22 protein-coding genes and 1 tRNA gene are annotated in these 22,638 nt (G+C 68.0%); 21 read left to right on the forward strand and 2 right to left on the reverse strand.

Annotated elements, in window-relative coordinates; all coding sequences use genetic code 11:
- Positions 1-12 precede the first annotated feature (12 nt).
- The 3 genes from U0R18_RS09855 (at position 13) to U0R18_RS09865 (ending at position 1,524) form a co-directional block, all read left to right on the forward strand.
- Positions 13-657: a pyridoxamine 5'-phosphate oxidase family protein gene (locus tag U0R18_RS09855; RefSeq protein ID WP_526367991.1), complete on the forward strand. Its 645-nt coding sequence runs from the start codon at positions 13-15 to the stop codon at positions 655-657.
- Positions 658-742: 85 nt separating this feature from the next.
- Positions 743-1,111, forward strand: coding sequence for a hypothetical protein (locus tag U0R18_RS09860; protein WP_526367992.1), 369 nt, complete (start codon positions 743-745; stop codon positions 1,109-1,111).
- A gap of 62 nt (positions 1,112-1,173) precedes the next feature.
- Positions 1,174-1,524, forward strand: coding sequence for a hypothetical protein (locus U0R18_RS09865; protein WP_526367993.1), 351 nt, complete (start codon positions 1,174-1,176; stop codon positions 1,522-1,524).
- Positions 1,525-1,575: 51 nt separating this feature from the next.
- Here U0R18_RS09865 and U0R18_RS09870 read toward each other — a convergent pair.
- Positions 1,576-1,651 (reverse strand) — tRNA-Arg (locus U0R18_RS09870).
- Positions 1,652-1,776: 125 nt separating this feature from the next.
- Here U0R18_RS09870 and argS point away from each other — a divergent pair.
- From argS to rho, 6 genes are all read left to right on the forward strand, one after another.
- Positions 1,777-3,429 (forward strand): arginine--tRNA ligase, encoded by a 1,653-nt coding sequence (argS, locus tag U0R18_RS09875; RefSeq protein ID WP_526367994.1) that lies wholly within the window; start codon positions 1,777-1,779, stop codon positions 3,427-3,429.
- Between the two features lie 35 nt (positions 3,430-3,464).
- Positions 3,465-4,844: a diaminopimelate decarboxylase gene (gene lysA / locus U0R18_RS09880; protein WP_526368287.1), complete on the forward strand. Its 1,380-nt coding sequence runs from the start codon at positions 3,465-3,467 to the stop codon at positions 4,842-4,844.
- 3 nt (positions 4,845-4,847) lie between these two features.
- Positions 4,848-6,182 (forward strand): homoserine dehydrogenase, encoded by a 1,335-nt coding sequence (locus U0R18_RS09885; protein WP_526367995.1) that lies wholly within the window; start codon positions 4,848-4,850, stop codon positions 6,180-6,182.
- Entirely contained in the window at positions 6,179-7,258 is a 1,080-nt protein-coding gene (thrC, locus tag U0R18_RS09890; RefSeq protein WP_526367996.1) for a threonine synthase, read from the forward strand. The genes U0R18_RS09885 and thrC overlap by 4 nt, the downstream gene beginning before the upstream one ends.
- Before the next feature lie 4 nt (positions 7,259-7,262).
- Positions 7,263-8,204 carry a homoserine kinase gene (gene thrB / locus U0R18_RS09895; protein ID WP_526367997.1) on the forward strand — a complete coding sequence of 314 codons (942 nt, stop codon included), beginning with the start codon at positions 7,263-7,265 and terminating at the stop codon, positions 8,202-8,204.
- A gap of 266 nt (positions 8,205-8,470) precedes the next feature.
- Complete coding sequence (rho, locus tag U0R18_RS09900; RefSeq protein ID WP_526367998.1) at positions 8,471-10,354, forward strand: transcription termination factor Rho; 1,884 nt, start codon at positions 8,471-8,473, stop codon at positions 10,352-10,354.
- Positions 10,355-10,367: 13 nt separating this feature from the next.
- On the opposite strand, the gene U0R18_RS09905 is transcribed toward rho, so the two are convergent.
- Positions 10,368-11,006, reverse strand: a complete 639-nt coding sequence (locus U0R18_RS09905) for a TetR/AcrR family transcriptional regulator (protein WP_526367999.1) — start codon at positions 11,004-11,006, stop codon at positions 10,368-10,370.
- Between the two features lie 90 nt (positions 11,007-11,096).
- On the opposite strand from U0R18_RS09905, the gene fadD1 reads away from it, so the two are divergent.
- The 12 genes from fadD1 (at position 11,097) to atpA (ending at position 22,618) form a co-directional block, all read left to right on the forward strand.
- A complete protein-coding gene (gene fadD1 / locus U0R18_RS09910) occupies positions 11,097-12,671 on the forward strand; it encodes a fatty-acid--CoA ligase FadD1 (RefSeq protein ID WP_526368000.1) in 1,575 nt (524 codons plus the stop codon).
- Positions 12,672-12,948: 277 nt separating this feature from the next.
- A complete protein-coding gene (rpmE, locus tag U0R18_RS09915) occupies positions 12,949-13,191 on the forward strand; it encodes a 50S ribosomal protein L31 (RefSeq protein WP_526368288.1) in 243 nt (80 codons plus the stop codon).
- 109 nt (positions 13,192-13,300) lie between these two features.
- Complete coding sequence (gene prfA / locus U0R18_RS09920; RefSeq protein ID WP_526368001.1) at positions 13,301-14,368, forward strand: peptide chain release factor 1; 1,068 nt, start codon at positions 13,301-13,303, stop codon at positions 14,366-14,368.
- 2 nt (positions 14,369-14,370) lie between these two features.
- Positions 14,371-15,249: a peptide chain release factor N(5)-glutamine methyltransferase gene (gene prmC, locus U0R18_RS09925; RefSeq protein WP_526368002.1), complete on the forward strand. Its 879-nt coding sequence runs from the start codon at positions 14,371-14,373 to the stop codon at positions 15,247-15,249.
- Positions 15,246-15,899, forward strand: a complete 654-nt coding sequence (locus U0R18_RS09930; protein WP_526368003.1) for an L-threonylcarbamoyladenylate synthase — start codon at positions 15,246-15,248, stop codon at positions 15,897-15,899. Before prmC ends, U0R18_RS09930 begins: the two co-directional genes overlap by 4 nt.
- A gap of 57 nt (positions 15,900-15,956) precedes the next feature.
- Positions 15,957-17,183 carry a glycosyltransferase family 4 protein gene (locus U0R18_RS09935; RefSeq protein ID WP_526368004.1) on the forward strand — a complete coding sequence of 409 codons (1,227 nt, stop codon included), beginning with the start codon at positions 15,957-15,959 and terminating at the stop codon, positions 17,181-17,183.
- A gap of 296 nt (positions 17,184-17,479) precedes the next feature.
- Positions 17,480-17,944 carry an ATP synthase subunit I gene (locus U0R18_RS09940; RefSeq protein ID WP_526368005.1) on the forward strand — a complete coding sequence of 155 codons (465 nt, stop codon included), beginning with the start codon at positions 17,480-17,482 and terminating at the stop codon, positions 17,942-17,944.
- Positions 17,945-17,951: 7 nt separating this feature from the next.
- Positions 17,952-18,749, forward strand: a complete 798-nt coding sequence (gene atpB, locus U0R18_RS09945; RefSeq protein ID WP_526368006.1) for a F0F1 ATP synthase subunit A — start codon at positions 17,952-17,954, stop codon at positions 18,747-18,749.
- Between the two features lie 53 nt (positions 18,750-18,802).
- Positions 18,803-19,060 (forward strand): F0F1 ATP synthase subunit C, encoded by a 258-nt coding sequence (locus tag U0R18_RS09950; protein WP_526368007.1) that lies wholly within the window; start codon positions 18,803-18,805, stop codon positions 19,058-19,060.
- Positions 19,061-19,069: 9 nt separating this feature from the next.
- A complete protein-coding gene (locus U0R18_RS09955; RefSeq protein WP_526368008.1) occupies positions 19,070-19,576 on the forward strand; it encodes a F0F1 ATP synthase subunit B in 507 nt (168 codons plus the stop codon).
- The gene (locus U0R18_RS09960; protein WP_526368009.1) at positions 19,577-20,917 is read left to right on the forward strand and encodes a F0F1 ATP synthase subunit B/delta; all 1,341 of its coding nucleotides are present in this window, start codon (positions 19,577-19,579) and stop codon (positions 20,915-20,917) included.
- Between the two features lie 51 nt (positions 20,918-20,968).
- Positions 20,969-22,618: a F0F1 ATP synthase subunit alpha gene (gene atpA / locus U0R18_RS09965; protein ID WP_526368010.1), complete on the forward strand. Its 1,650-nt coding sequence runs from the start codon at positions 20,969-20,971 to the stop codon at positions 22,616-22,618.
- Positions 22,619-22,638 lie beyond the last annotated feature (20 nt).

Below are 22,638 nucleotides of genomic sequence, written 5' to 3' on the forward strand. Positions count from 1 at the left end.
CACAGTGAGGGCATGTCGCAGCCCTCGACCCGGGTTACCCGGCTACCCGAGAAGCAGGTCGGTTCCCGAGATGCGTTGTTCGCGTTGCTCGCCAGCACGCCGTTGGCCACCGTTGCGCTGATCCGCGACGGGCATCCGGTGATCTTCCCGACCGGTTTCGTCCGTGTCGGTGACGAGCTGGTGATCCACGGTTCCACCGGATCGCCGTGGTTACGTGCCCTGGCCGACGGGGTTCCGGCCGCCGTGTCGGTCACGGCACTGGACGGAATCGTGGTGGCGCGCAGCGGATTCGAGTCGTCGTTCCACTATCGGAGCGCAACGGTGTTCGGGGTGTTCGAGCAGGTCGGGGAACAGGACAAGGTGCGTTACCTCGAAACGCTGACCGACACCTTCATCCCGGGCCGCGTGGCCGAACTGCGGTCCAGCACTCGCAAGGAGTTGGCCGCAACGTTGGTGCTTCGCCTGGCCATCGGGGAGTCGAACTGGTCGCTGAAGGTCAGCGACGGCTGGCCCGACGATCCGCCCGAGGACGTCGAGGCCGGGGTGTGGGCCGGTGTTGTCCCGATGTCGGTGCGCTTCGGTGAACCGCAGCGCGCGCCGGATTGCGACGCGGCGATCCCGGTGCCGGAATCGGTGCGGGTGCTGACCCAGTCGTAATGAATCGTGGGAAACGACCCATCGCAGCGGGCTCGCGGCCCACAATCGACGAAGGACTCCTGCGAGCTGGCCGGGGGTATGGGATATGAAGGCATACATCGCAACGGGCCTGACCCTTCTGGCCCTGAGTACATCTGCGGTGGCCCGTGCCGATGGCCTGAATGTGGTTTTCAGTCCCGGAATCGAATCGCTGTCGGTGGCCGTCACCGACACGACGAACTACGCCCGCCAGAACTGCGGTTACACCGCTACCCCGCAACAACCGACGCTGCTGAAGCCGGTGTCGCGCACGTTCACCGTGCCGCGCGCAGGAACAACGACGCTGGTGTTCCCCGGTGTTCCGACGGCCACGGTCTGGGACGTCAGGATCAACTGCGACTTCATCGACGTCGAGGCCACGGTGGGACTGGATCCGCCTCCACCCGGCTCCGTGGCAACTCAGATGACCTACTGATACCTGGGGATCGCAGTTCGTGACGGCCCGTCGGCACGTGGCGCGGATGGTAGGAACAACGAGTGTCTGACTGCGTCGTCGTTGAATTCAATGATCCTGAACCGGTGCTGGGTGGCTTTCGGCTTCTCGCCGAACTCAGTGCGGGTGGGGACATTCGGCTCGAAGATCTGGAATTCACCCACAGCATCGACGGTATGGCCAGCACCGTGCTCGCTCGCAGTGTGGATACCGCGATGAAGCCGCTGGAGCGGTTCGCCACCGGGACGTTCGACCGAGCGACCCTCGATGCCGTCGCGCAGGACCTGCCGCACGGCAACACCGCCGCGATGGTGCGCTACGACGGAGCGGCGATGGCCCAGGTTCTCGACCTCTGGCGTGCTGCGGGTGTGGCGGTGACGTCCGCGATGCGGTGACCGGCAGCAGCTGCGTGAATCTCGCACAGGCTGGCGTTCCCGCTGGTCAGCTGGTGCCCCCGGCAGGAATCGAACCTGCGGCCTTCTGCTCCGGAGGCAGACGCTCTATCCCCTGAGCTACGGGGGCGTGGTGAAGACAACCGCGCCAATGGGCCTGCACAGACTAACGCATCGCCGGGCCCGCTCCCGCATCAGCACCTGCGTGGGAAACGGATTCGGGCGCTGACCGGCCAGACCATAGGATGATCCCTCGTGACCCCCGCTGATCTGGCCGAGCTGCTGCGGACCACCGCGTCCGCAGTGCTCACCGCGCATGCCCTCGACCTCGCCGCCCTTCCGGAATCGGTGACCGTCGAGCGTCCGCGCAACCCCGAGCACGGTGATTACGCCACCAACCTGGCGCTTCAGGTGGGCAAGAAGGTCGGCGCCAACCCCCGTGAGCTGGCCGGCTGGCTGGCCGATGCGCTGGCCGAAGCGCCGGGCATCGCCGCCGCCGAGGTCGCCGGGCCCGGGTTCGTCAACCTGCGACTCGACGCCGCGGCGCAGAACGTCCTGGTCGAGAACATTGTCGCCGCGGGCCCCGCCTATGGCACGTCCCCGGATCTGAAAAGCCAGGTGATCAACCTGGAATTCGTGTCGGCCAACCCCACCGGGCCCATCCACATCGGCGGCACCCGCTGGGCCGCCGTCGGTGATGCGCTGGGCCGGGTGCTGGCCAGCCAGGGGGCCGCGGTCACCCGGGAGTACTACTTCAACGATCACGGCGCCCAGATCGACCGGTTCGCCCGCTCGCTGATCGCCGCCGCCAAGGGCGAGCCGACCCCGGAGGACGGCTACGCCGGCGAGTACATCAACGACATCGCCGCACAGGTGCTCGCCGAGGCGCCGGATGCGCTGTCTCAGCCCGCCGAGGAGCAGCAGGAGACGTTCCGCTCCATCGGGGTCGACCTGATGTTCACCCAGATCAAGCGCTCGTTGCACGAGTTCGGCACCGACTTCGACGTGTTCACCCACGAGGACTCGATGCACACCACCGGCCGCGTGGACCAGGCGATCGCCCGGCTGCGGGACAACGGCAAGATCTACGAGAAGGACGGTGCGACGTGGCTGCGCACCACCGACTACGGCGACGACAAGGACCGCGTCGTCATCAAGAGTGACGGTGAGCCCGCCTACGTCGCCGCCGACATCGCCTACTACGTCGACAAGCGCGAGCGCGGCTTCAACCTCTGCATCTACATGCTGGGCGCCGACCACCACGGCTACATCGCCCGATTGAAGGCGATCGCCAGCGCCCTCGGCGAGAACCCCGACACCGTCGAGGTGCTCATCGGTCAGATGGTCAACCTGGTGCGCGACGGCCAGCCGGTGCGGATGAGCAAGCGTGCCGGCACCGTCATCACGCTCGACGACCTGGTCGACGCGCTCGGTGTGGACGCCGCCCGGTACGCGCTCATCCGCTCCTCGGTGGATACCGCGATCGACATCGACCTCGAGCTGTGGTCCAGCGCGTCCAGTGAGAACCCGGTCTACTACGTGCAATACGCGCACGCCCGGTTGTGCGCCCTGGCCCGCAACGCCGCCGAGTTGGGTCTCACCCCCGATACCGCGCATCTGGACCTGCTCACCCACGAGAAGGAGGGTGCGTTGATCCGTAGCCTCGGCGAGTTCCCGCGGGTGTTGAAAACGGCTGCGTCCCTTCGGGAACCGCACCGGGTGTGCCGCTACCTCGAGGATCTGGCCGGGGACTACCACCGGTTCTACGACTCGTGCCGGGTGCTGCCGATGGGCGATGAGGAGATCACCGATCTCAACCGGGCCCGCGCCGCCCTGTGCCAGGCCACCCGTCAGGTCATCGAGAACGGCCTGAACATTCTCGGCGTCTCGGCTCCGGAGCGGATGTGAACGCCCATCCCGCGGGCCCTCGGCACGCCGAGGAGATCCACCACGGCAACGCGCCGGCCGCGCCGTCGTCGACGCAGGAACTGCTCCTGCTGGCCCCGAATGTCTGGCCGCGCAACCTCGTTCGCAATCCGGATGGCGAAGTGTCGATCGCGGGTGTGCCGGTGACACAGCTGGCCGCCGAATACGGCACCCCGTTGTTCGTCATCGACGAGGACGATTTCCGGTCACGCTGCCGCGAGATCGGCGACGCCTTCGGCGGGGGCCAGAACGTGAACTACGCGTCCAAGGCTTTTCTGTGCAGCGAGATCGCCCGCTGGATCGACCAGGAAGGCCTATCGCTGGACGTCTGCAGTGGCGGTGAACTGGCCGTGGCACTGAACGCCGGCTTCCCGCCGGAGCGGATCGCTCTGCACGGCAACAACAAGTCCATCGACGAGCTGACCACCGCCGTGAAATCCGGTGTGGGACATGTGGTGCTGGACTCGATGACCGAGATCGAACGGCTCGACGCCATCGCCGGTGCGGCGGGCGTGGTCCAGGATGTGTTGATCCGCGTCACCGTCGGCGTGGAGGCACACACCCACGAATTCATCTCGACGGCGCACGAGGACCAGAAGTTCGGCCTCTCGCTGGCCAGCGGTGCGGCGATGGACGCGGTCCGGCGGGTCTTCGAGACGGACAACCTGCGCCTGGTCGGACTGCACAGCCACATCGGATCGCAGATCTTCGACGTCGCCGGTTTCGAGATCGCCGCCCACCGGGTGCTGGGCCTGCTGCGCGACGTGGTCGCCGAGTTCGGTGTCGACAAGACCGCGCAGATCGCTACCGTCGACCTCGGCGGCGGCCTCGGTATTTCGTATGTGCCGCAGGATGATCCGCCGCCGGTGCAGGAGCTGGCCGACAAGCTCAACGCGATCGTGCGGGCCGAGGCTGCGGCGGTCGGACTGCCGACGCCGCGGCTGGTGGTCGAGCCGGGCCGCGCGATCGCCGGGCCGGGCACCGTCACCCTGTATCAGGTCGGCACGGTCAAGGATGTGGCGATCAGCGCGACGGCGCATCGCCGGTACGTCAGCGTCGACGGCGGGATGAGCGACAACATCCGCACGTCGCTCTACGGCGCCGAGTACGACGCCCGGCTGCTGTCGCGCACCAGCGATGCTCAGCCGCGATTGGCCCGGATCGTCGGAAAGCATTGCGAGAGTGGCGACATCGTCGTGCGGGACACCTGGGTGCCCGACGACGTGGTCCCCGGGGATCTGCTGGGCGTCGCGGCCACCGGCGCCTACTGCTATTCGATGTCGAGCCGGTACAACATGTTGGGCCGGCCCGCGGTGGTTGTGGTGCGCGATGGGAAGGCGCGGCTGATCCTGCGCCGCGAGACCGTCGACGATTTGTTGAGTCTGGAAGTGGGTTGAGACGTGGTTAACGCAGAGCGAGACGAAAAGCCGGTCGGCGTAGCGGTATTGGGTCTGGGCAACGTCGGCAGCGAGGTCGTCCGGATCATCGAGGAGAGCGCCGACGATCTGGCGGCCCGCATCGGCGCACCACTGGTGCTGCGCGGCGTCGGCGTGCGAAACGTCGGCCCCGATCGCGGGGTGCCGGTCGAGATGCTCACCGACGACATCGACGCGCTGGTATCCCGTGACGACGTCGACATCGTCGTGGAGGTGATGGGTCCGGTCGAGCCGGCACGCAAGGCCATCCTGGCCGCCCTCGAGGGCGGCAAGTCCGTGGTGACCGCCAACAAGGCGCTGCTGGCGCAGTCCACCGGCGAGCTGGCGCAGGCGGCCGAGCAGGCGCACGTGGACCTGTATTTCGAGGCGGCCGTCGCCGGTGCGATCCCGGTGATCCGCCCGCTGACCCAGTCGCTGGCCGGGGACACCGTGCTGCGGGTCGCGGGGATCGTCAACGGCACAACGAATTACATCCTGTCGGCAATGGACGACAGCGGCGCGAGCTATGACAGCGCACTGGCCGATGCCAGCGCCCTGGGCTACGCCGAGGCCGACCCGACCGCGGACGTGGAGGGCTACGACGCCGCCGCCAAGGCCGCGATCCTGGCCTCGATCGCCTTCCACACCCGGGTCACCGCTGACGACGTCTACCGCGAGGGCATCACCAAGGTCACCGCCGAGGATTTCGCATCGGCGAAGGCGCTGGGCTGCACCATCAAACTGTTGGCCATCTGTGAACGCATCACCACCGACGATGGGCAGGAACGGGTTTCGGCGCGGGTGTACCCGGCGCTGGTGCCGCTGTCCCATCCGCTGGCCAACGTGAACGGCGCGTTCAACGCCGTCGTGGTGGAGGCCGAGGCGGCCGGACGGCTGATGTTCTACGGCCAGGGCGCCGGCGGGGCACCCACGGCCTCGGCCGTCATGGGCGACCTGGTGATGGCCGCGCGTAACCGGGTGCAGGGCGGTCGCGGACCCCGCGAGTCGAAGTACGCGCAGCTGCCGGTCGCGCCGATCGGGGTGGTCCCGACCCGGTACTACGTCAGCTTGTACGTCGACGACCTGCCGGGTGTGCTGTCCTCCGTGGCAGCCGAATTCGCCAAGCAGGAGGTCAGCATCGCCGAGGTCCGCCAGGAGGGCATCGTCGGCGGCGACGGCCAGCGGGTGGGCGCGCGGGTGGCGGTGCTGACGCACCGCGCCACCGACGCCGCGCTGAGCGGAACCGTCACCGCACTGGCCGAGCTGGACGCCGTGACGAAGGTCAACAGTGTGCTGAGGATGGAAGGGGCCGGCGAATGACCACCCACGCGCCCGTGCACCGGGTCTGGCCCGGTCTGATCGAGGCGTACCGCGACAGGTTGCCGGTCGCGGCGACATGGACGCCGGTGACGCTCTTCGAGGGCGGCACCCCGCTGATCCACGCCAAGCGGCTCTCCGAACAGACCGGCTGCACAGTGCATCTGAAGGTCGAAGGGCTCAATCCGACGGGTTCGTTCAAGGACCGCGGCATGACGATGGCCGTCACCGACGCGGTGGAGCGCGGCCAGCAGGCGGTGCTGTGCGCCTCGACGGGCAACACCTCGGCATCGGCCGCCGCGTACGCCGCGCGTGCCGGCATCACCTGCGCCGTGCTGATTCCGCAGGGCAAGATCGCGATGGGCAAGCTGGCGCAGGCAGTCATGCACGGCGCCAAGATCATTCAGATCGACGGAAACTTCGACGACTGTCTGGAGCTGGCCCGCAAGCTGACCGCCGACTACCCGACGATCTCGTTGGTCAACAGTGTCAATCCGGTCCGGATCGAGGGCCAGAAGACCGCCGCGTTCGAGATCGTCGACGTGCTCGGACGCGCGCCTGATGTGCACTCCCTGCCGGTCGGCAACGCCGGCAACATCACCGCGTACTGGAAGGGCTACACCGAATACCACCGCGACGGCCGGGTGGAGAAGCTACCGCGGATGCTGGGCACCCAGGCCGCCGGCGCCGCGCCGCTGGTGCTGGGGGAGCCGGTCAAGGAGCCCGAGACCATCGCCACCGCCATCCGGATCGGTTCCCCGGCTTCGTGGTCGTCGGCGGTGGCCGCGCAGGAGGAATCCGGCGGACGCTTCGTCGCGGCCACCGATGAGGAGATCCTGGCCGCGTACCACCTGGTTGCGCGCGCCGAGGGCGTGTTCGTCGAGCCCGCGTCCGCGGCCAGCATCGCCGGACTGCTCAAGTCGATCGAGGACGGCTGGGTCCAACGGGGTTCGACGGTGGTGTGCACCGTGACCGGCAACGGTCTCAAGGACCCCGACACCGCGCTCAAGGGCATGCCGACGGTGACACCGCTGCCGGTCGACCCGTCGGCCGTCGTCGAACAACTCGGACTGGCCTGACCGAATGACACGGACACTGCCGGTGGGGCTCACCGCGAGCGCGACGGTCGCCGCGTCGAGTGCCAACCTCGGCCCCGGATTCGACAGTCTGGGCATCGCGCTCGCCCTGTACGACGAGATCGCCGTCGAGACAACCGATTCCGGACTGATCGTGCAGGTAGAGGGTGAGGGCGCCGGGCAGGTCCCACTGGACGCCGATCATCTGGTGGTCAAGGCGATCCAGCGTGGTCTGCAGGCAGCGGGGTTCTCGGCAGGTGGCCTGAAGGTGAACTGCCGCAACAACATTCCGCACTCCCGTGGTCTGGGATCGTCGGCAGCGGCCGTCGTCGGAGGCTTGGCTGCAGCCAACGGCCTTGTGGCACAAATGGATACCGACACGCTGGGCGACGCCGAGCTGGTGCAGTTGTCCTCGGAATTCGAGGGGCACCCGGACAACGCCGCCGCGGCGGTACTCGGTGGGGCCGTGGTGTCCTGGACCGAATCGGGCGAACCGCCGCGGTACGGCGCGGCGGCACTACGGTTGCACCCCGCCATCCGGCTCTTCTCGGCCATCCCCGAGGTCCGGTCGTCCACCGCGGAGACCCGCGTGCTGCTGCCCGCGCAGGTCAGCCACCAGGATGCGCGGTTCAACCTGAGTCGGGCGGCCCTGCTGGTGGTCGCGCTGACCGAGCGGCCCGACCTGCTGATGGTGGCCACCGAGGACGTCCTGCACCAGCCGCAGCGCGCCCCGGCGATGCCGGCGTCGGCGGAATATCTGCAGTTGCTGCGCAGTTACGGTATTGCAGCGGCGCTGTCCGGTGCCGGACCTGCGGTCCTGGCCCTGACCACGGAGAACGACCTGCCCGCCGAGGCAATCGACTTCGGTGCCGCCAATGGATTCACCGTCCGCCACATGGACGTGGGGGAGCCCGTTCGTTGGAACACCGGCGTGCCGGTGCGGATCTGACCGCCACGCCACGCTCGGGGTTTCTTGCTTCCGGCAACGATGCGGGTTATCCTCGGTCCCGTCCCGGCAATCGCAGCGTCTTTTGCGCCGACACTAGGACGACTACCCAACTTCTTGTGTACTCGTGGACGGACGCTTCGCTATTGGCCGCGAATCCCGGCGATCACCATTGCTGAGCCGATGGTGGTACTCCGTGCCCTGCGGAACGAATCTCGCCGGGCACCAAACCCTCCGCATCGGATACCGCGGGGGAAGAAAGGAAATCCGTGACTGATACGGACCTCATCACGGCCGAAGGCAGCCTCGACCAGAGCGCGCCAGCCGTGTCTTCCGACATCGCAGCGCCGCCGTCCGGCGGATCCCTGGGCACCATGGTGTTGCCCGAGCTGCGCACGCTGGCCACCAAGGTCGGCGTCAAGGGGGTTTCGGGTATGCGCAAGGGCGAACTGATCGAGGCGATCCGCGAGCGCCAGAGTGGCGGGAGCAAGCCGGACACCGGCAAGTCCGACTCCGGCAAGGCGGACGCCGGCGCGTCCGACTCCGGCAAGTCCGACGGCGCCGCCGAAGCCCAGAACGGTGCGCCCGCCGAGCAGTCCTCGGAGCGCGCGTCCGAGCAGCCCCAGCAGCCACGCCGTGAGCGTCGCACCGCCTCGCGCGGTGCCGGATCGCCCGCCGGTGGGGAACAGGCCGAGAACTCGGCGCCCGAGAAGTCCGCCGAGCAGAACGACGCGCCGAAGTCCGAGAAGTCCGAGGACCGCACCGAGGGCGGCCGGGACGAAGGCCGGCAGGACCGCGGCGACCAGCAGAACCGCAACAACAGCGGCGGCGGCAATCAGAACAACAACCGGAACAACAACAACCAGAACAACAACCAGAACAACGACGACGACGACGAAGGTCGCCAGGGCCGTCGCGGCCGTCGCTTCCGCGATCGCAAGCGTCGCGGCGACCGCCAGGGCGGCGGCGAGGGCGGCGGCGACACCGAGTTGCGCGAGGACGACGTCGTGCAGCCCGTCGCCGGCATCCTCGACGTGCTCGACAACTACGCGTTCGTGCGGACCTCGGGATACCTGGCCGGCCCCAACGACGTGTACGTCTCGATGAACATGGTGCGCAAGAACGGCCTGCGTCGTGGTGACGCCGTCACCGGTGCGGTCCGGGTGCCTCGCGAGGGCGAGCAGGCCAACCAGCGCCAGAAGTTCAACCCGCTGGTCCGCTTGGACACCGTCAACGGCGGCCCCGTGGACGCCGCCAAGAACCGGCCCGAGTTCGGCAAGCTGACCCCGCTGTACCCGAATCAGCGGCTGCGCCTCGAGACGTCCGGCGAGAAACTGACCACGCGTGTCATCGACCTGATCATGCCGATCGGAAAGGGTCAGCGCGCGCTGATCGTGTCGCCGCCCAAGGCCGGCAAGACCACGATCATGCAGGACATCGCCAACGCGATCACGAAGAACAACCCCGAGTGCCATCTGATGGTGGTGCTGGTCGATGAACGACCCGAAGAGGTCACCGACATGCAGCGCTCGGTCAAGGGCGAGGTCATCGCCTCGACCTTCGACCGGCCGCCGTCCGACCACACGCAGGCCGCGGAGCTGGCCATCGAGCGCGCCAAGCGCCTGGTCGAGCAGGGCAAGGATGTCGTGGTGCTGCTCGACTCGATCACCCGGTTGGGCCGTGCGTACAACAACGCCTCGCCGGCGTCGGGCCGCATCCTCTCCGGTGGTGTGGACTCCACGGCGCTCTATCCGCCCAAGCGGTTCCTGGGCGCCGCCCGCAACATCGAGCACGGCGGCTCGCTGACCATCATCGCCACGGCCATGGTCGAGACCGGCTCCACCGGTGACACGGTCATCTTCGAGGAGTTCAAGGGCACCGGTAACGCGGAGCTCAAGCTGGACCGCAAGATCGCCGAGCGACGGGTGTTCCCGGCCGTGGACGTGAACCCGTCCGGCACTCGCAAGGACGAATTGCTGCTGTCCGCCGACGAGTTCGCGATCGTGCACAAGCTGCGCCGCGTGCTGTCCGGTTTGGACAGCCATCAGGCCATCGATCTGCTGATGAGCCAGCTGCGCAAGACCAAGAACAACTACGAGTTCCTGGTCCAGGTCTCCAAGACGGCGCCGGGCGCGCCCGACGGCACCGACTGATCCTGGCGAGCAGTCAGGAACCGGCGCGCAGCGCGGGCATCAGATATCGATCGAGGTAGGCGATCAGCGCCGCCGGGTCGTCGGGATCCAGCGTGTCGCCGGGCACCGTCGTCACCGACAGCACCGCACGCGCCACCCATTCGGATGCCTCGTGCATGTCGTCGACGCCGATCTCGCCACGCTCGACCGCCGCCTCCAGATATGGCCGCCAGAACGCCGCGAGATCGGGAATCAGCCCCTGCACACCGGCTCCCGCGCAGGCCGCGAACTCCTCGGGCTCGTCCCGCCGCAGCCGCATCAGTAGCGCGCCGGGGGAGTCGTAGGCCGACCGGCCCAGCGTGACGCCCGCGCACAGCTGCGCGGCCAGCCCATCGACCCGGGCGAGGGTGGCGTGTGCTTCGCCCCAATACGCGTCGTTGAGCCGGACGATCGCCGCGCCCAGCAGCGCCGCCTTGTCCGGGAAGTGCCGGTAGAGCCAGCCCCGGGACACCCCGGCGGCCTCGGCGACCTCCGACACCGTGGTCGCCCGGATGCCCTTGGTGCGCAGGCACGTCTCCGCCGCGTCGATCAGCCGGTCGCGTACCGTCCTCGACCCGGCGTCGTCCGCGTCGGCCGCTTCGCCCGTTTCCGTGGTGTCCAAGCCCGTGCTCATCCCGAGTATCTTCGCAGAATCCGACCACCCTCGGGTGCCCTCACTAGACACTCTTATGATTCTGTTCACTACGACCCGAGGTGGTGTGCGGTGGCGGAAACCATTCAGCAGCAGCTACGCGAGTGGCTCGACGAATCGTCGGTCGCGGTGCGCTACGACGAGTATCAGCAGAGCTGGCGCGATCATCTCGCCGACGCCACGGCGCAGTCCTCCGCACTGCTGGGCATCGCCGACCGGACCAGGCCGATGCACATCGGGGTGCTACTGGGCAACACCCCGGACATGCTGACCGCACTGGCCGCCGCGGGGCTCGGCGGTTATGTGCTCTGCGGTATCAACAACACCCGCCGCGGAGCGGCGCTCCAGCGCGACATCCTGCACGCGGATTGCCAGATCCTGTTGACCGACGCCCACCATCGGGGCCAGATCGACGGTCTGGACCTGCCGGGTGTCCGGGTTCTCGACGTCGGCGGCGACGAATGGGCCGCACTGGTGGCCGGCGCGGGGCCGCTCTCGCCCTACCGCGAGGTGGGGCCGATGGACACCTTCATGCTGATCTTCACCTCGGGAACCAGTGGCGATCCGAAGGCCGTCCAGGTGCCGCACTTCACGGTGCTGGTTGCCGGCGCCACGCTGGCCGAGCGGTTCCGCCTCACCACCTCCGACGTCTGCTACCTGTCGATGCCGCTGTTCCACTCCAACGCGGTGCTGGCGGGCTGGAGCGTCGCGGTGGGGTCCGGCGCCGCCATGGCCCCCGCTGCGTTCTCGGCCTCGGGCCTGCTGGCCGACCTGCGCCGGTACGGCGTGACGTACATGAACTACGTCGGGAAACCGCTGGCCTACGTGCTGGCCACCCCCGAGGCTCCCGACGACCACGACAACCCGCTGCGAATCGCGTTCGGCAACGAGGCCAACGAACGCGACATCGACGAATTCTCCCGGCGCTTCGACTGCCGGGTCTGGGACGGCTTCGGCTCGACCGAGGGGGCGGTGATCGTCACGCGTGAGGACGGCTGCCCGCCGGGGTCGATCGGCCGCGGCTTCCCCGGCGTGGCGATCTACGACGCGAACACGATGACCGAATGTCCCATCGCGCGCTTCGACGACAACGGCGCACTGGCCAACGCCGACGACGCCGTCGGCGAACTGGTGAACACCGCCGGGGCCGGAATGTTCCAGGGCTACTACAACGACGCCGCCGCCACCGACGAACGCCTGCGGGACGGGATGTACTGGTCGGGAGACCTGGCCTACCGGGACGCCGACGGCTGGATCTACCTCGCCGGGCGCACCGCCGACTGGATGCGGGTCGACGGGGAGAACCTTGCGACTGCCCCGATCGAGCGAATCCTGTTGCGTAACAAGGGAATCAGTCAAGTCAGTGTGTACGCGGTACCCGATGCGAACGTCGGCGACCAGGTGATGGCCGCGGTGGTAGAGCACACCGGGGCCGAGCTGACGCCCGAGGGATTCGAAGAATTCCTGGCCGCGCAGCCGGACCTGTCGCCCAAGGGCCGTCCGCGCTATGTGTGGCTCACCGACCGGTTGCCCGCCACGGCCACCAACAAGATCCTCAAACGCGAACTCGTCGCGATGGGCAGTACCCCCGCAGGCGGCCGGCGGTGGGTGCGCGACGAGCGGGGAACCGTCTACCGCGAGGGGTGATCGCCGCCCCGCGGCAGGGGAGCGGGGGCGACGATCACCCGGCCCGTGACGCCCGCGGTCGGAGTGGGCGCATGCGGTGGTTCTACCCGGCCCGGCCGGTATTCACACGCGCCGCGGCCGGGACTGCCCCCGGGAATGCGCAGCGCCCGTCCGGCGTTTTGGGGATACGGCGGCTGACCTGGCATAATTGACCGCCGACCACCTCCGGTTCCGGTTCACGCCCGATATCCCAGGTCAGGAACGGGCGACCCGGCGGCCGACTATCGAAGAGGACACCATGAAATCCGGCATTCACCCTGCCTACAAAGAGACCACCGTGGTCTGCGGCTGTGGCAACACTTTCAACACCCGCAGCACCAAGGAGAGCGGCCACATCGTGGTCGAGGTCTGCTCGCAGTGCCACCCGTTCTATACCGGCAAGCAGAAGATCCTGGACAGCGGCGGCCGCGTCGCCCGGTTCGAGAAGCGCTACGGCAAGCGCAAGACCGGTTCGGACCAGGCTGCTGCCGCCGACAGCTAGTTTCGTCACCGGCGCCCGCTCCCGCATGCCATGAGCATGCAGTGAGCCGGGCGCCGGTTTCGTGTACGGGCAGGAATCCATTCGGGTTCGAGGTAGGTGAGGAGGGCGCGTGACCACCACGGCGATCGACGCGCTGGTGGCCGAACATGCCGATCTCGAGCGGCAGCTCGCCGATCCGGCACTGCATGCCGACGCGGCCGCCGCCCGGAAGGTGGGCCGGCGCTTCTCGCAACTGGCCCCCATCGTGGGCACCTACCGAAAGCTCGAATCCGCCCGCGGCGACCTCGCCGCAGCGCGCGAGCTGGCCGATGAGGACGAGTCCTTCGCCGCCGAGGTACCGGAGCTCGAGGAGCGCGTCGCCGAGCTCGACTCCCAGCTGACCGACATGCTCGCGCCGCGCGATCCGCATGACGCCGACGACATCGTGCTCGAGGTGAAGTCCGGGGAGGGCGGGGAGGAGTCGGCGTTGTTCGCCGCCGACCTGGCCCGCATGTACATCCGTTATGCCGAACGGCGCGGCTGGACCGTGACCATGCTCGGCGAGACCACCTCCGATCTCGGCGGCTACAAGGACGCGACCCTGTCGATCGCCGGCAAGGGTGATTCGCTCGACGGGGTGTGGTCGCGGCTGAAGTTCGAGGGTGGCGTACACCGGGTGCAGCGCGTTCCCGTCACCGAGTCGCAGGGCCGGGTGCACACGTCGGCCGCCGGCGTGCTCGTCTACCCCGAGCCCGAAGAGGTCGAGCAGGTCCAGATCGACGAGTCGGATCTGCGCATCGACGTCTACCGCAGTTCGGGGAAGGGTGGCCAAGGGGTTAATACCACCGACTCCGCGGTGCGCATCACGCATCTGCCCACCGGCGTCGTGGTGACCTGTCAGAACGAGCGTTCCCAGCTGCAGAACAAGGCCCGGGCGATGCAGGTGCTCGCCGCGCGACTGCAGGCCCTGGCCGAGGAGCAGGCCTCGGCCGACGCGTCGGCCGATCGGGCCAGCCAGATCCGCACCGTCGACCGCAGCGAGCGAATCCGGACCTACAACTTCCCGGAGAACCGGCTCGCCGACCACCGGATCAACTTCAAGGCACACAATCTGGACCAGGTGCTCGACGGCGACCTCGACCCGGTGCTCGACGCGCTGGCCGAAGCGGACAAGCAGTCTCGCCTCCAGCAGGCCTGACGATGCGGCCGCACAGCGAATTGAAGACGGCGATCAGCGCGGCGGCACGGTCGCTGGCCGCCGCCGGCATCGATAGCGCGCAGGTGGACGCCGAGCTGCTGGCCGCGCACGTGGCCGGGGTGGACCGTGGCCGGCTGGCGGTGCTGGACGTGCCGGGCCCTCCTGATTTCGAGGCCCGGTACCGCGACCTGGTCGACGCCCGCGCACGACGGATCCCGCTGCAACATCTGACCGGGCTGGCACCGTTCGGCCCACTGATGCTGCATGTGGGCCCGGGCGTGTTCATCCCCCGCCCGGAGACCGAGGCGATGCTGGAGTGGTGCATGAAAGCTCTTGCAGATCAACAGGATCCGATGATCGTCGATCTGTGCACCGGCAGCGGAGCCCTGGCCGTGGCGCTGGCCCGGCACCGTCCCGATGCCACCGTCGTCGCGGTCGACGATTCGCCGGTGGCCCTGGGCTACGCCACGCGAAACGCGGCCGGGACGTCGGTGCAGGTCGTCGAGGCCGACATCACGGCCCCGGACGCGGGCCGCCTCCGCCCCGACCTCGACGGCCGGGTCGACCTGCTGGTCTGCAATCCGCCCTATATCCCGGAGGCTGCCGAACTCGAACCCGAGGTCGCCGGACACGATCCCCATCACGCGCTGTTCGGCGGTCCCGACGGCATGGCCGTCATCCCCGCCGTCGTGGCGCTGGCGGTGCGCTGGCTGCGTCCCGGCGGCGTCTTCGCCGTGGAGCACGACGACACCACCTCCGCCCAGACCGTCGAACTCATCACGCGGACGGGACTCTTCGACGATGTGACCGCGCGAGCGGACCTCGCCGGCCGGCCCCGATTCGTGACCGCTACACGTCAGGAGAGTGAACGCAACTCATGAGCCCGGTATTCGACTGCGCCGACGAGTCCCAGCGCGCCACCGGTATCGCCTCGGCCATCAGCGCGGTCAAGGGCGGTCGGTTGGTGGTGCTGCCCACCGACACCGTCTACGGCATCGGCGCCGACGCATTCGACAGTGCGGCGGTGGCCGCGCTGTTGGCCGCCAAGGGCCGCGGTCGCGACATGCCGGTGCCCGTGCTGGTCGGTTCGTGGACGACCATCGACGGCCTGGTCTACACGGTCCCCACCGCGGCGCGTGAGCTCATCCGGGCGTTCTGGCCCGGCGCGCTGAGCCTGGTGGTTCGGCAGGCCCCGTCGTTGCAGTGGGATCTCGGTGACGCCAACGGCACGGTGATGCTGCGCATGCCGCTGCATCCGGTCGCCATCGAACTGTTGCGTGCGGTCGGGCCGATGGCCGTGTCGAGCGCCAACGTCAGCGGCAATCCGCCGGCCGTGACGGTCGACGATGCCGTGGCGCAACTGGGCGACAAGGTCGAGGTCTACCTCGACGGCGGCCACGCCGAGGCCGCAGCCGCGTCGACGATCGTCGATCTCACCGGGCCGCAGCCGAAGATCCTGCGGGTCGGTCCGGTGACCGCCGAGCGCGTCGGCGAGGTGCTCGGGATCGAGCCCGCGGCGCTGCTGCCCTGACGCGCGGACTCAGAATGTTCCAGTACGGTCTGGTGACGATGAGCAGCGTGAGTGGCGATGGGCGTTAGCCGGGTGCTCGCCGACAGCCTGCACGCCCTGTCGGACCGCGGGGCCGGGGTGCCGCTGCGCGAGCTCGCGCTGGTCGGATTGACCGCGGCGATCATCACCTACTTCGCCACCGGACTGGTGCGCGTCCTGGCCACCCGGATCGGTGCGGTCGCCTATCCGCGCGAACGTGACGTCCACGTGCGGCCGACGCCCCGAATGGGTGGGCTGGCCATGTTCATCGGCGTCATCGCCGCCGTCTTCCTGGCGTCGCAGCTGCCCGCGTTGACCCGCGGCTTCGTCTACTCCACCGGCATGCCCGCCGTCGTCGTCGCCGGCGGACTGATCATGGTCATCGGCCTGATCGACGACAAGTGGGGTCTGGACGCGCTGACCAAGTTCGCCGGTCAGATCACCGCGGCCAGTGTGCTGGTGACGATGGGGGTGGCCTGGAGCGTCCTCTACATCCCGTTCGGCGGGGTCGGCACCATCGTGCTGGACCAGACGTCATCCATCCTGCTGACACTGGCGCTGACCGTGTCGATCGTGAACGCGATGAACTTCGTCGACGGCCTCGACGGTCTGGCTGCCGGGCTGGGCCTGATCACCGCGCTGGCGATCTGCGTGTTCTCGGTCGGGCTGCTGCACGACCACGGTGGCGACGTGTTGTTCTACCCGCCGGCCGTCATCTCGGTGGTCCTGGCGGGCGCGTGCCTGGGATTCCTGCCGCACAACTTCTACCGCGCCAAGATCTTCATGGGCGACTCGGGCTCGATGCTCATCGGGCTGATGCTCGCCGCCGCGTCCACCACGGCCGCGGGGCCGATCTCGCAGAACGCCTACGGCGCGCGCGACGTCTTCGCACTCCTGTCGCCGTTCCTGTTGGTGATCGCCGTGATGTTCGTTCCCGCGCTGGACATGCTGTTGGCGATCGTGCGGCGCACGCGGGCCGGGCGCAGCCCGTTCAGCCCGGACAAGATGCACCTGCACCACCGGCTGCTGCAGATCGGTCACTCCCACCGGCGGGTCGTCCTGCTGATCTATCTGTGGGTGGGCATCGTCGCGTTCGGCGCGGCGTCCACGATCTTCGTGGATCCGCGCTACATCGGCGCCGTCATGCTGGCCGCAACCGTCATCGCCGGGGTGGTCACCCTGATCCCGCTGCTTCGCCGCGGGGACGCGGACTTCGAGAACCGCAGCGACGGCTTCGACGAGTATTTCCGCGGTGACTGGGACTGATCGGGTAGGGCTCGGCCACCCCATCAGGACGGGCTCCGAACGGATTACGACGTGAAGTAGTAGGTACCCGTTTTGGGGCTCCTACCATGTGGTACGGTTCTGGCAGAACCCGAAAACCTCGCGGGTTGCCGGCCCCGGCCCCCGGTCTCGAAGACCGTTCGGCGCCGATGCAAGACCATTGTTGGACCGACGACTTAGGGAGCTACCCCCTTGGGTGATTCCACCGCGCCTGCGGGCCTCCGATACGCTCGGCGGGCACGCAACCGACCGGCGGACCTGGGAAGCGAGGTGAAACCGTGACCAATCCCGTCCAGCCCGCGCAGGACGCACCACTGGTCTTCCCGGCGGTCGCCTTCGATCCCGTTCGGTTGTCGGTCATCTGCGCCGCCGGGACCGCGGTCATCGCCATCGTCGCTGCGCTTCTCGGTCATCCGACGTTCGGCCTGTTCTTCGGGATCGGGATGGCGCTCGGTCTGCTCAACGCACTGTTGGTCCGGCGGGCGGTCAGCTCCATCACCGCGCAGGACCATCCACTGAAGAAGAAGATGGCCCTCAACTCTGCCACCCGGCTGCTCGCGATCACCGCGGTCGGCCTGGCGATCGCCTTCTACTTCAGGCCCATGGGGCTGGGCGTGCTGTTCGGCCTGGCCCTGTTCCAGGTCATTCTCGTCCTGAGCACGTCGCTGCCGGTGATGAAGAAGCTGCGCGCCGCCGGCACCGATGTACCGGGGTCCCACGACGGATTCGCAACGAAGGATTGATTCGCAGATGTCTGAGCAAGTCCTTGCCGAGGCCGCGATCCACGTCGGCCACCACGCGCCGATCTGGCACTGGTTCGGGCTGACGATCAACGGCGACACCGTCATCGCTTCCGCGGTGGCCGGCGTCATCGTCATCGCCCTGGCGTTCTTCCTGCGGGCCAAGGTCACCTCGACCGGTGTCCCCGGCAAGGTGCAGCTGTTCTGGGAGACCATCACCATCCAGATGCGCGACCAGGTCGAGAGCGCGATCGGCATGAAGATCGCCCCGTTCGTGCTGCCGCTGGCGGTGACGCTCTTCGTCTACATCCTGATCGCCAACTGGTTGTCGGTGCTGCCGGTGCAGTACACCGACTCCTCGGGTGCCACCAGCGAGCTGCTCAAGCCGCCGGCCTCCGACATCAACTTCGTGCTGGCGCTGGCCATGTTCGTGTTCCTCTGCTACCACCTGGCGGGCTTCTGGCGGCGCGGCCTCATCGGCCACCCGGTCCGGTTGCTCAAGGGCCACGTCACGATCCTGGCGCCGATCAACCTGGTCGAGGAGATCGCCAAGCCGATCTCGCTGTCACTCCGACTTTTCGGCAACATCTTCGCCGGCGGCATCATGGTCACGCTGATCGCGCTGTTCCCGGCCTGGATCATGTGGGCGCCCAATGCGATCTGGAAAGCGTTCGACCTTTTCGTCGGGCTCATCCAGGCGTTCATCTTCTCGCTGCTGACCATCCTGTATTTCGGTCAGGCAATGGATATGGGTCACGACGACGATCACGCCGAAAACCACGCCAAAGACCACGCAGAAAGCCACTGAGACACCAACAAGCCTGGTAGATAACGACTACCAGTTATCAAGGAGGAAAGAGAATGGCCGCAGTAGACCCCGCAATCGTTCAGGGTGCCCTGATCGGCGGTGGCCTGATCATGGCCGGTGGCGCCATCGGTGCCGGTATCGGTGACGGTATCGCCGGTAACGCGCTGATCTCGGGCATCGCCCGGCAGCCCGAGGCCCAAGGCCGACTGTTCACCCCGTTCTTCATCACGGTCGGTCTGGTCGAAGCCGCGTACTTCATCAACCTGGCCTTCATGGCGCTGTTCGTGTTCGCCACCCCGGGCGCTTCGTAAACCGTCGACATGGGTGAACTGAGCGCAACCGTTTTGGCGGCGGAAGAGGGCGGGGGACAGAGCAACTTTCTGATCCCCAACGGCACCTTCTTCGTCGTGCTGATCATCTTCCTGATCGTGCTCGCCGTGATCGCGAAGTGGGTTGTGCCACCGGTCAGCAAGGTGCTCGCCGAGCGCGAGGCCATGCTGGCCAAGACCGCTGCCGACAGCAAGAAGGCGGCGGAGCAGGTGGCCGCCGCCCAGTCCGACTACGACCAGACGATGGCGGGCGCCCGCAGTGAGGCGTCGGCCATCCGGGACGAGGCCCGCGCGCAGGGGCGCCAGGTCGTCGACGAGTCGCGCGCAGCGGCCGGCGGCGAGGTCGCCGAATCGCTGCGTGTCGCAGGCGACGAACTGTCGCAGAACGCGCAGGCCGCGTCGGCGCAGTTGGAGTCGTCGGTGGACGGTCTATCTCGGACGTTGGCCGACCGCATCCTCGGAACCGATGGTGCGGCAGCTTCAGGCGGGAGTCGGTAGATGTCGACCTTTATCGGACAGCTGATCGGCTTCGCCCTCATCGTGTGGCTGATGGTCAAGTTCGTGGTGCCGCCGCTGCGCAACATGATGGCCAAGCAGCAGGACGCGATCCGCGAAGCGCTCGATGAGAGTGCGGCGGCCGCGCACCGACTGGCCAGCGCCGACGAGACGCATGCCAAGGCCCTGGCCGATGCCAAGGCCGAAGCGGCGCGGGTGACCGACGAGGCGCGCACCGACTCGACCCGCATCTCCGAGCAACTCGGTGAGCAGGCCGTCGTCGAGGCCGACCGGATCAAGGCCCAGGGTGCGCAGCAGGTGCACCTGCTGCGCCAGCAGACGATCCGCGAGCTGCGCGGCGATCTGGGGTCGGCATCGGTGGCCAAGGCCGAGGAACTGGTGCGGGCGCACGTCGCCGACCCGGCGCGGCAATCGGCCACCGTTGACCGGTTCCTCGACGAACTGGACGAGATGTCGCCGTCGTTGGCGGTGTTCGACGCCGGTGCCGCCCTGAGCCTGCGTGCCGCCAGCCGGGAATCGCTGGCCGAGACGGTCCGCAAGTTCGACGACGTCTCCGGCGGGCTCGACGAGGCCGCCCTGGACACGCTGGCCGGTGACCTCACGTCGGTGGCCAGGCTGCTCATCACCGAACCCGTGCTGTCGCGACATCTCGCCGACTCGGCGGAGGGTACCGAGGCGAAGGCCCGGCTGGTCGACTCGCTGTTCGGCGGCAAGATCGGCGCCCCGGCCCTCGGGGTGCTCGCGACCGCCGCGTCCCAGCGGTGGTCGGCGGAGTCGAACCTGATCGACGCCGTCGAGCACGTCGGCCGGCTGGCCCTGCTGGTCCGTGCCGACCGTGCCGGCCGGGGCGAGGAGCTCGAAGAGCAGTTGTTCCGGTTCGGCCGCGTGCTGGACGAGGAACCGCGACTCACGGCGCTGCTCTCCGATTACAGCGCGCCGGCGCAGGGCCGAATCGCCCTGCTGGACAAGGTGCTCTCGGGTGGGGGTGGATCGGTGGATCCGACGGCGGCGACGCTGCTGGCGAACACCGTGACACTGCTGCGCGGCGAACGCGCCGACGAGGCCGTCATCGATCTGGCCGAACTGGCGGTCGCACGCCGGGGCGAGGTCGTGGCGCACGTGACCGCGGCGGCCGACCTGTCCGAACAGCAGCGCACCCGGCTCACCGAGATCCTCAGCCGCATCTACAGCCATCCGGTGTCGGTGCAGCTCAACGTCGACCCGGCGGTACTCGGCGGGTTGCAGATCGAGGTCGCCGACGAAGTCATCGACGGCTCCATCTCATCCCGACTGACCGCAGCCCGCGCCGGGCTGCCGGACTGACCACCAGCATCCAGCGAACCTAGTAACACAAAGGCAGGAAGACGAAAAGCCATGGCAGAGTTGACAATCTCGGCTGCTGATATCGAAGGCGCGATCGAGGACTACGTCTCGTCGTTCGCTTCGGACTCCGGACGCGAGGAGATCGGCACCGTCATCGACGCCGGCGACGGCATCGCCCACGTCGAGGGTCTGCCCTCGGTGATGACCCAGGAGCTGTTGGAGTTCTCCGGCGGCGTCCTCGGTGTGGCGCTGAACCTCGACGAGCACAGCGTCGGCGCGGTCATCCTCGGTGAGTTCGAGAAGATCGAAGAGGGCCAGCAGGTCAAGCGCACCGGCGAGGTGCTCTCGGTGCCCGTCGGCGACGAGTTCCTCGGCCGCGTGATCAACCCGCTCGGACAGCCGATCGACGGCCAGGGCGACATCAAGGCCGAGACCCGTCGCGCGCTCGAGCTGCAGGCCCCCTCGGTGGTGCAGCGCCAGGGCGTGAGCGAGCCGCTGCAGACCGGCATCAAGGCCATCGACGCGATGACCCCGATCGGCCGTGGTCAGCGGCAGCTGATCATCGGGGACCGCAAGACCGGTAAGACCGCCGTCTGCGTCGACACCATCCTCAACCAGCGCGAGGCCTGGGAGACCGGTGATCCCAAGCAGCAGGTGCGCTGCGTGTACGTCGCCATCGGCCAGAAGGGCACCACCATCGCCAGCGTGAAGCGGGCGCTGGAGGAAGGTGGCGCGATGGAGTACACCACCATCGTCGCGGCCCCGGCGTCCGACTCGGCCGGCTTCAAATGGCTTGCGCCCTACACCGGTTCGGCCATCGGTCAGCACTGGATGTACAACGGCAAGCACGTCCTGATCGTCTTCGACGACCTCTCCAAGCAGGCCGACGCCTACCGCGCGATCTCGCTGCTGCTGCGCCGCCCGCCGGGCCGCGAGGCCTTCCCCGGCGACGTCTTCTACCTGCACTCGCGGCTGCTGGAGCGTTGCGCGAAGCTCTCCGACGAGCTCGGCGGCGGTTCGATGACGGGTCTGCCGATCATCGAGACGAAGGCCAACGACATCTCGGCGTTCATCCCGACCAACGTCATCTCGATCACCGACGGTCAGTGCTTCCTGGAGTCCGATCTGTTCAACCAGGGTGTGCGCCCGGCCGTCAACGTCGGTGTCTCGGTGTCCCGCGTCGGTGGCGCCGCTCAGATCAAGGCCATGAAAGAGGTCGCGGGCTCGCTGCGTCTGGATCTGTCGCAGTACCGCGAGCTGGAGGCCTTCGCGGCCTTCGCCTCCGACTTGGACGCCGCGTCCAAGGCCCAGCTGGACCGTGGTGTCCGCCTGGTGGAGCTGCTCAAGCAGGCGCAGTACAGCCCGATGCCGGTCGAGGATCAGGTTGTCGCGATCTTCCTCGGTACCCAGGGCCACTTGGATTCGGTTCCGGCCGAAGATGTTTCGCGTTTCGAGTCGGAGTTCCTCGAGCACGTGAAGGCCAGCCATTCCGACATCCTCACCGGCATCAAGGAGAGCAAGAAGCTCTCCGAGGATGCCGAGGAGAAGTTGGTGTCGGTGGTCAACGACTTCAAGAAGGGCTTCCAGGCCACCGACGGCAGCTCGGTCGTCGTCGACGAGCACGTCGATGCGCTGTCCGAGGACGAGGTCGGCAAGGAGTCGGTCAAGGTCAAGAAGCCGGCTCCGCCGAAGAAGAAGTAGCAGCGAGGGTCGAGCGAGGT

The organism is Mycobacterium sp. (assembly GCF_046330795.1).
GTDB lineage: Bacteria > Actinomycetota > Actinomycetes > Mycobacteriales > Mycobacteriaceae > Mycobacterium.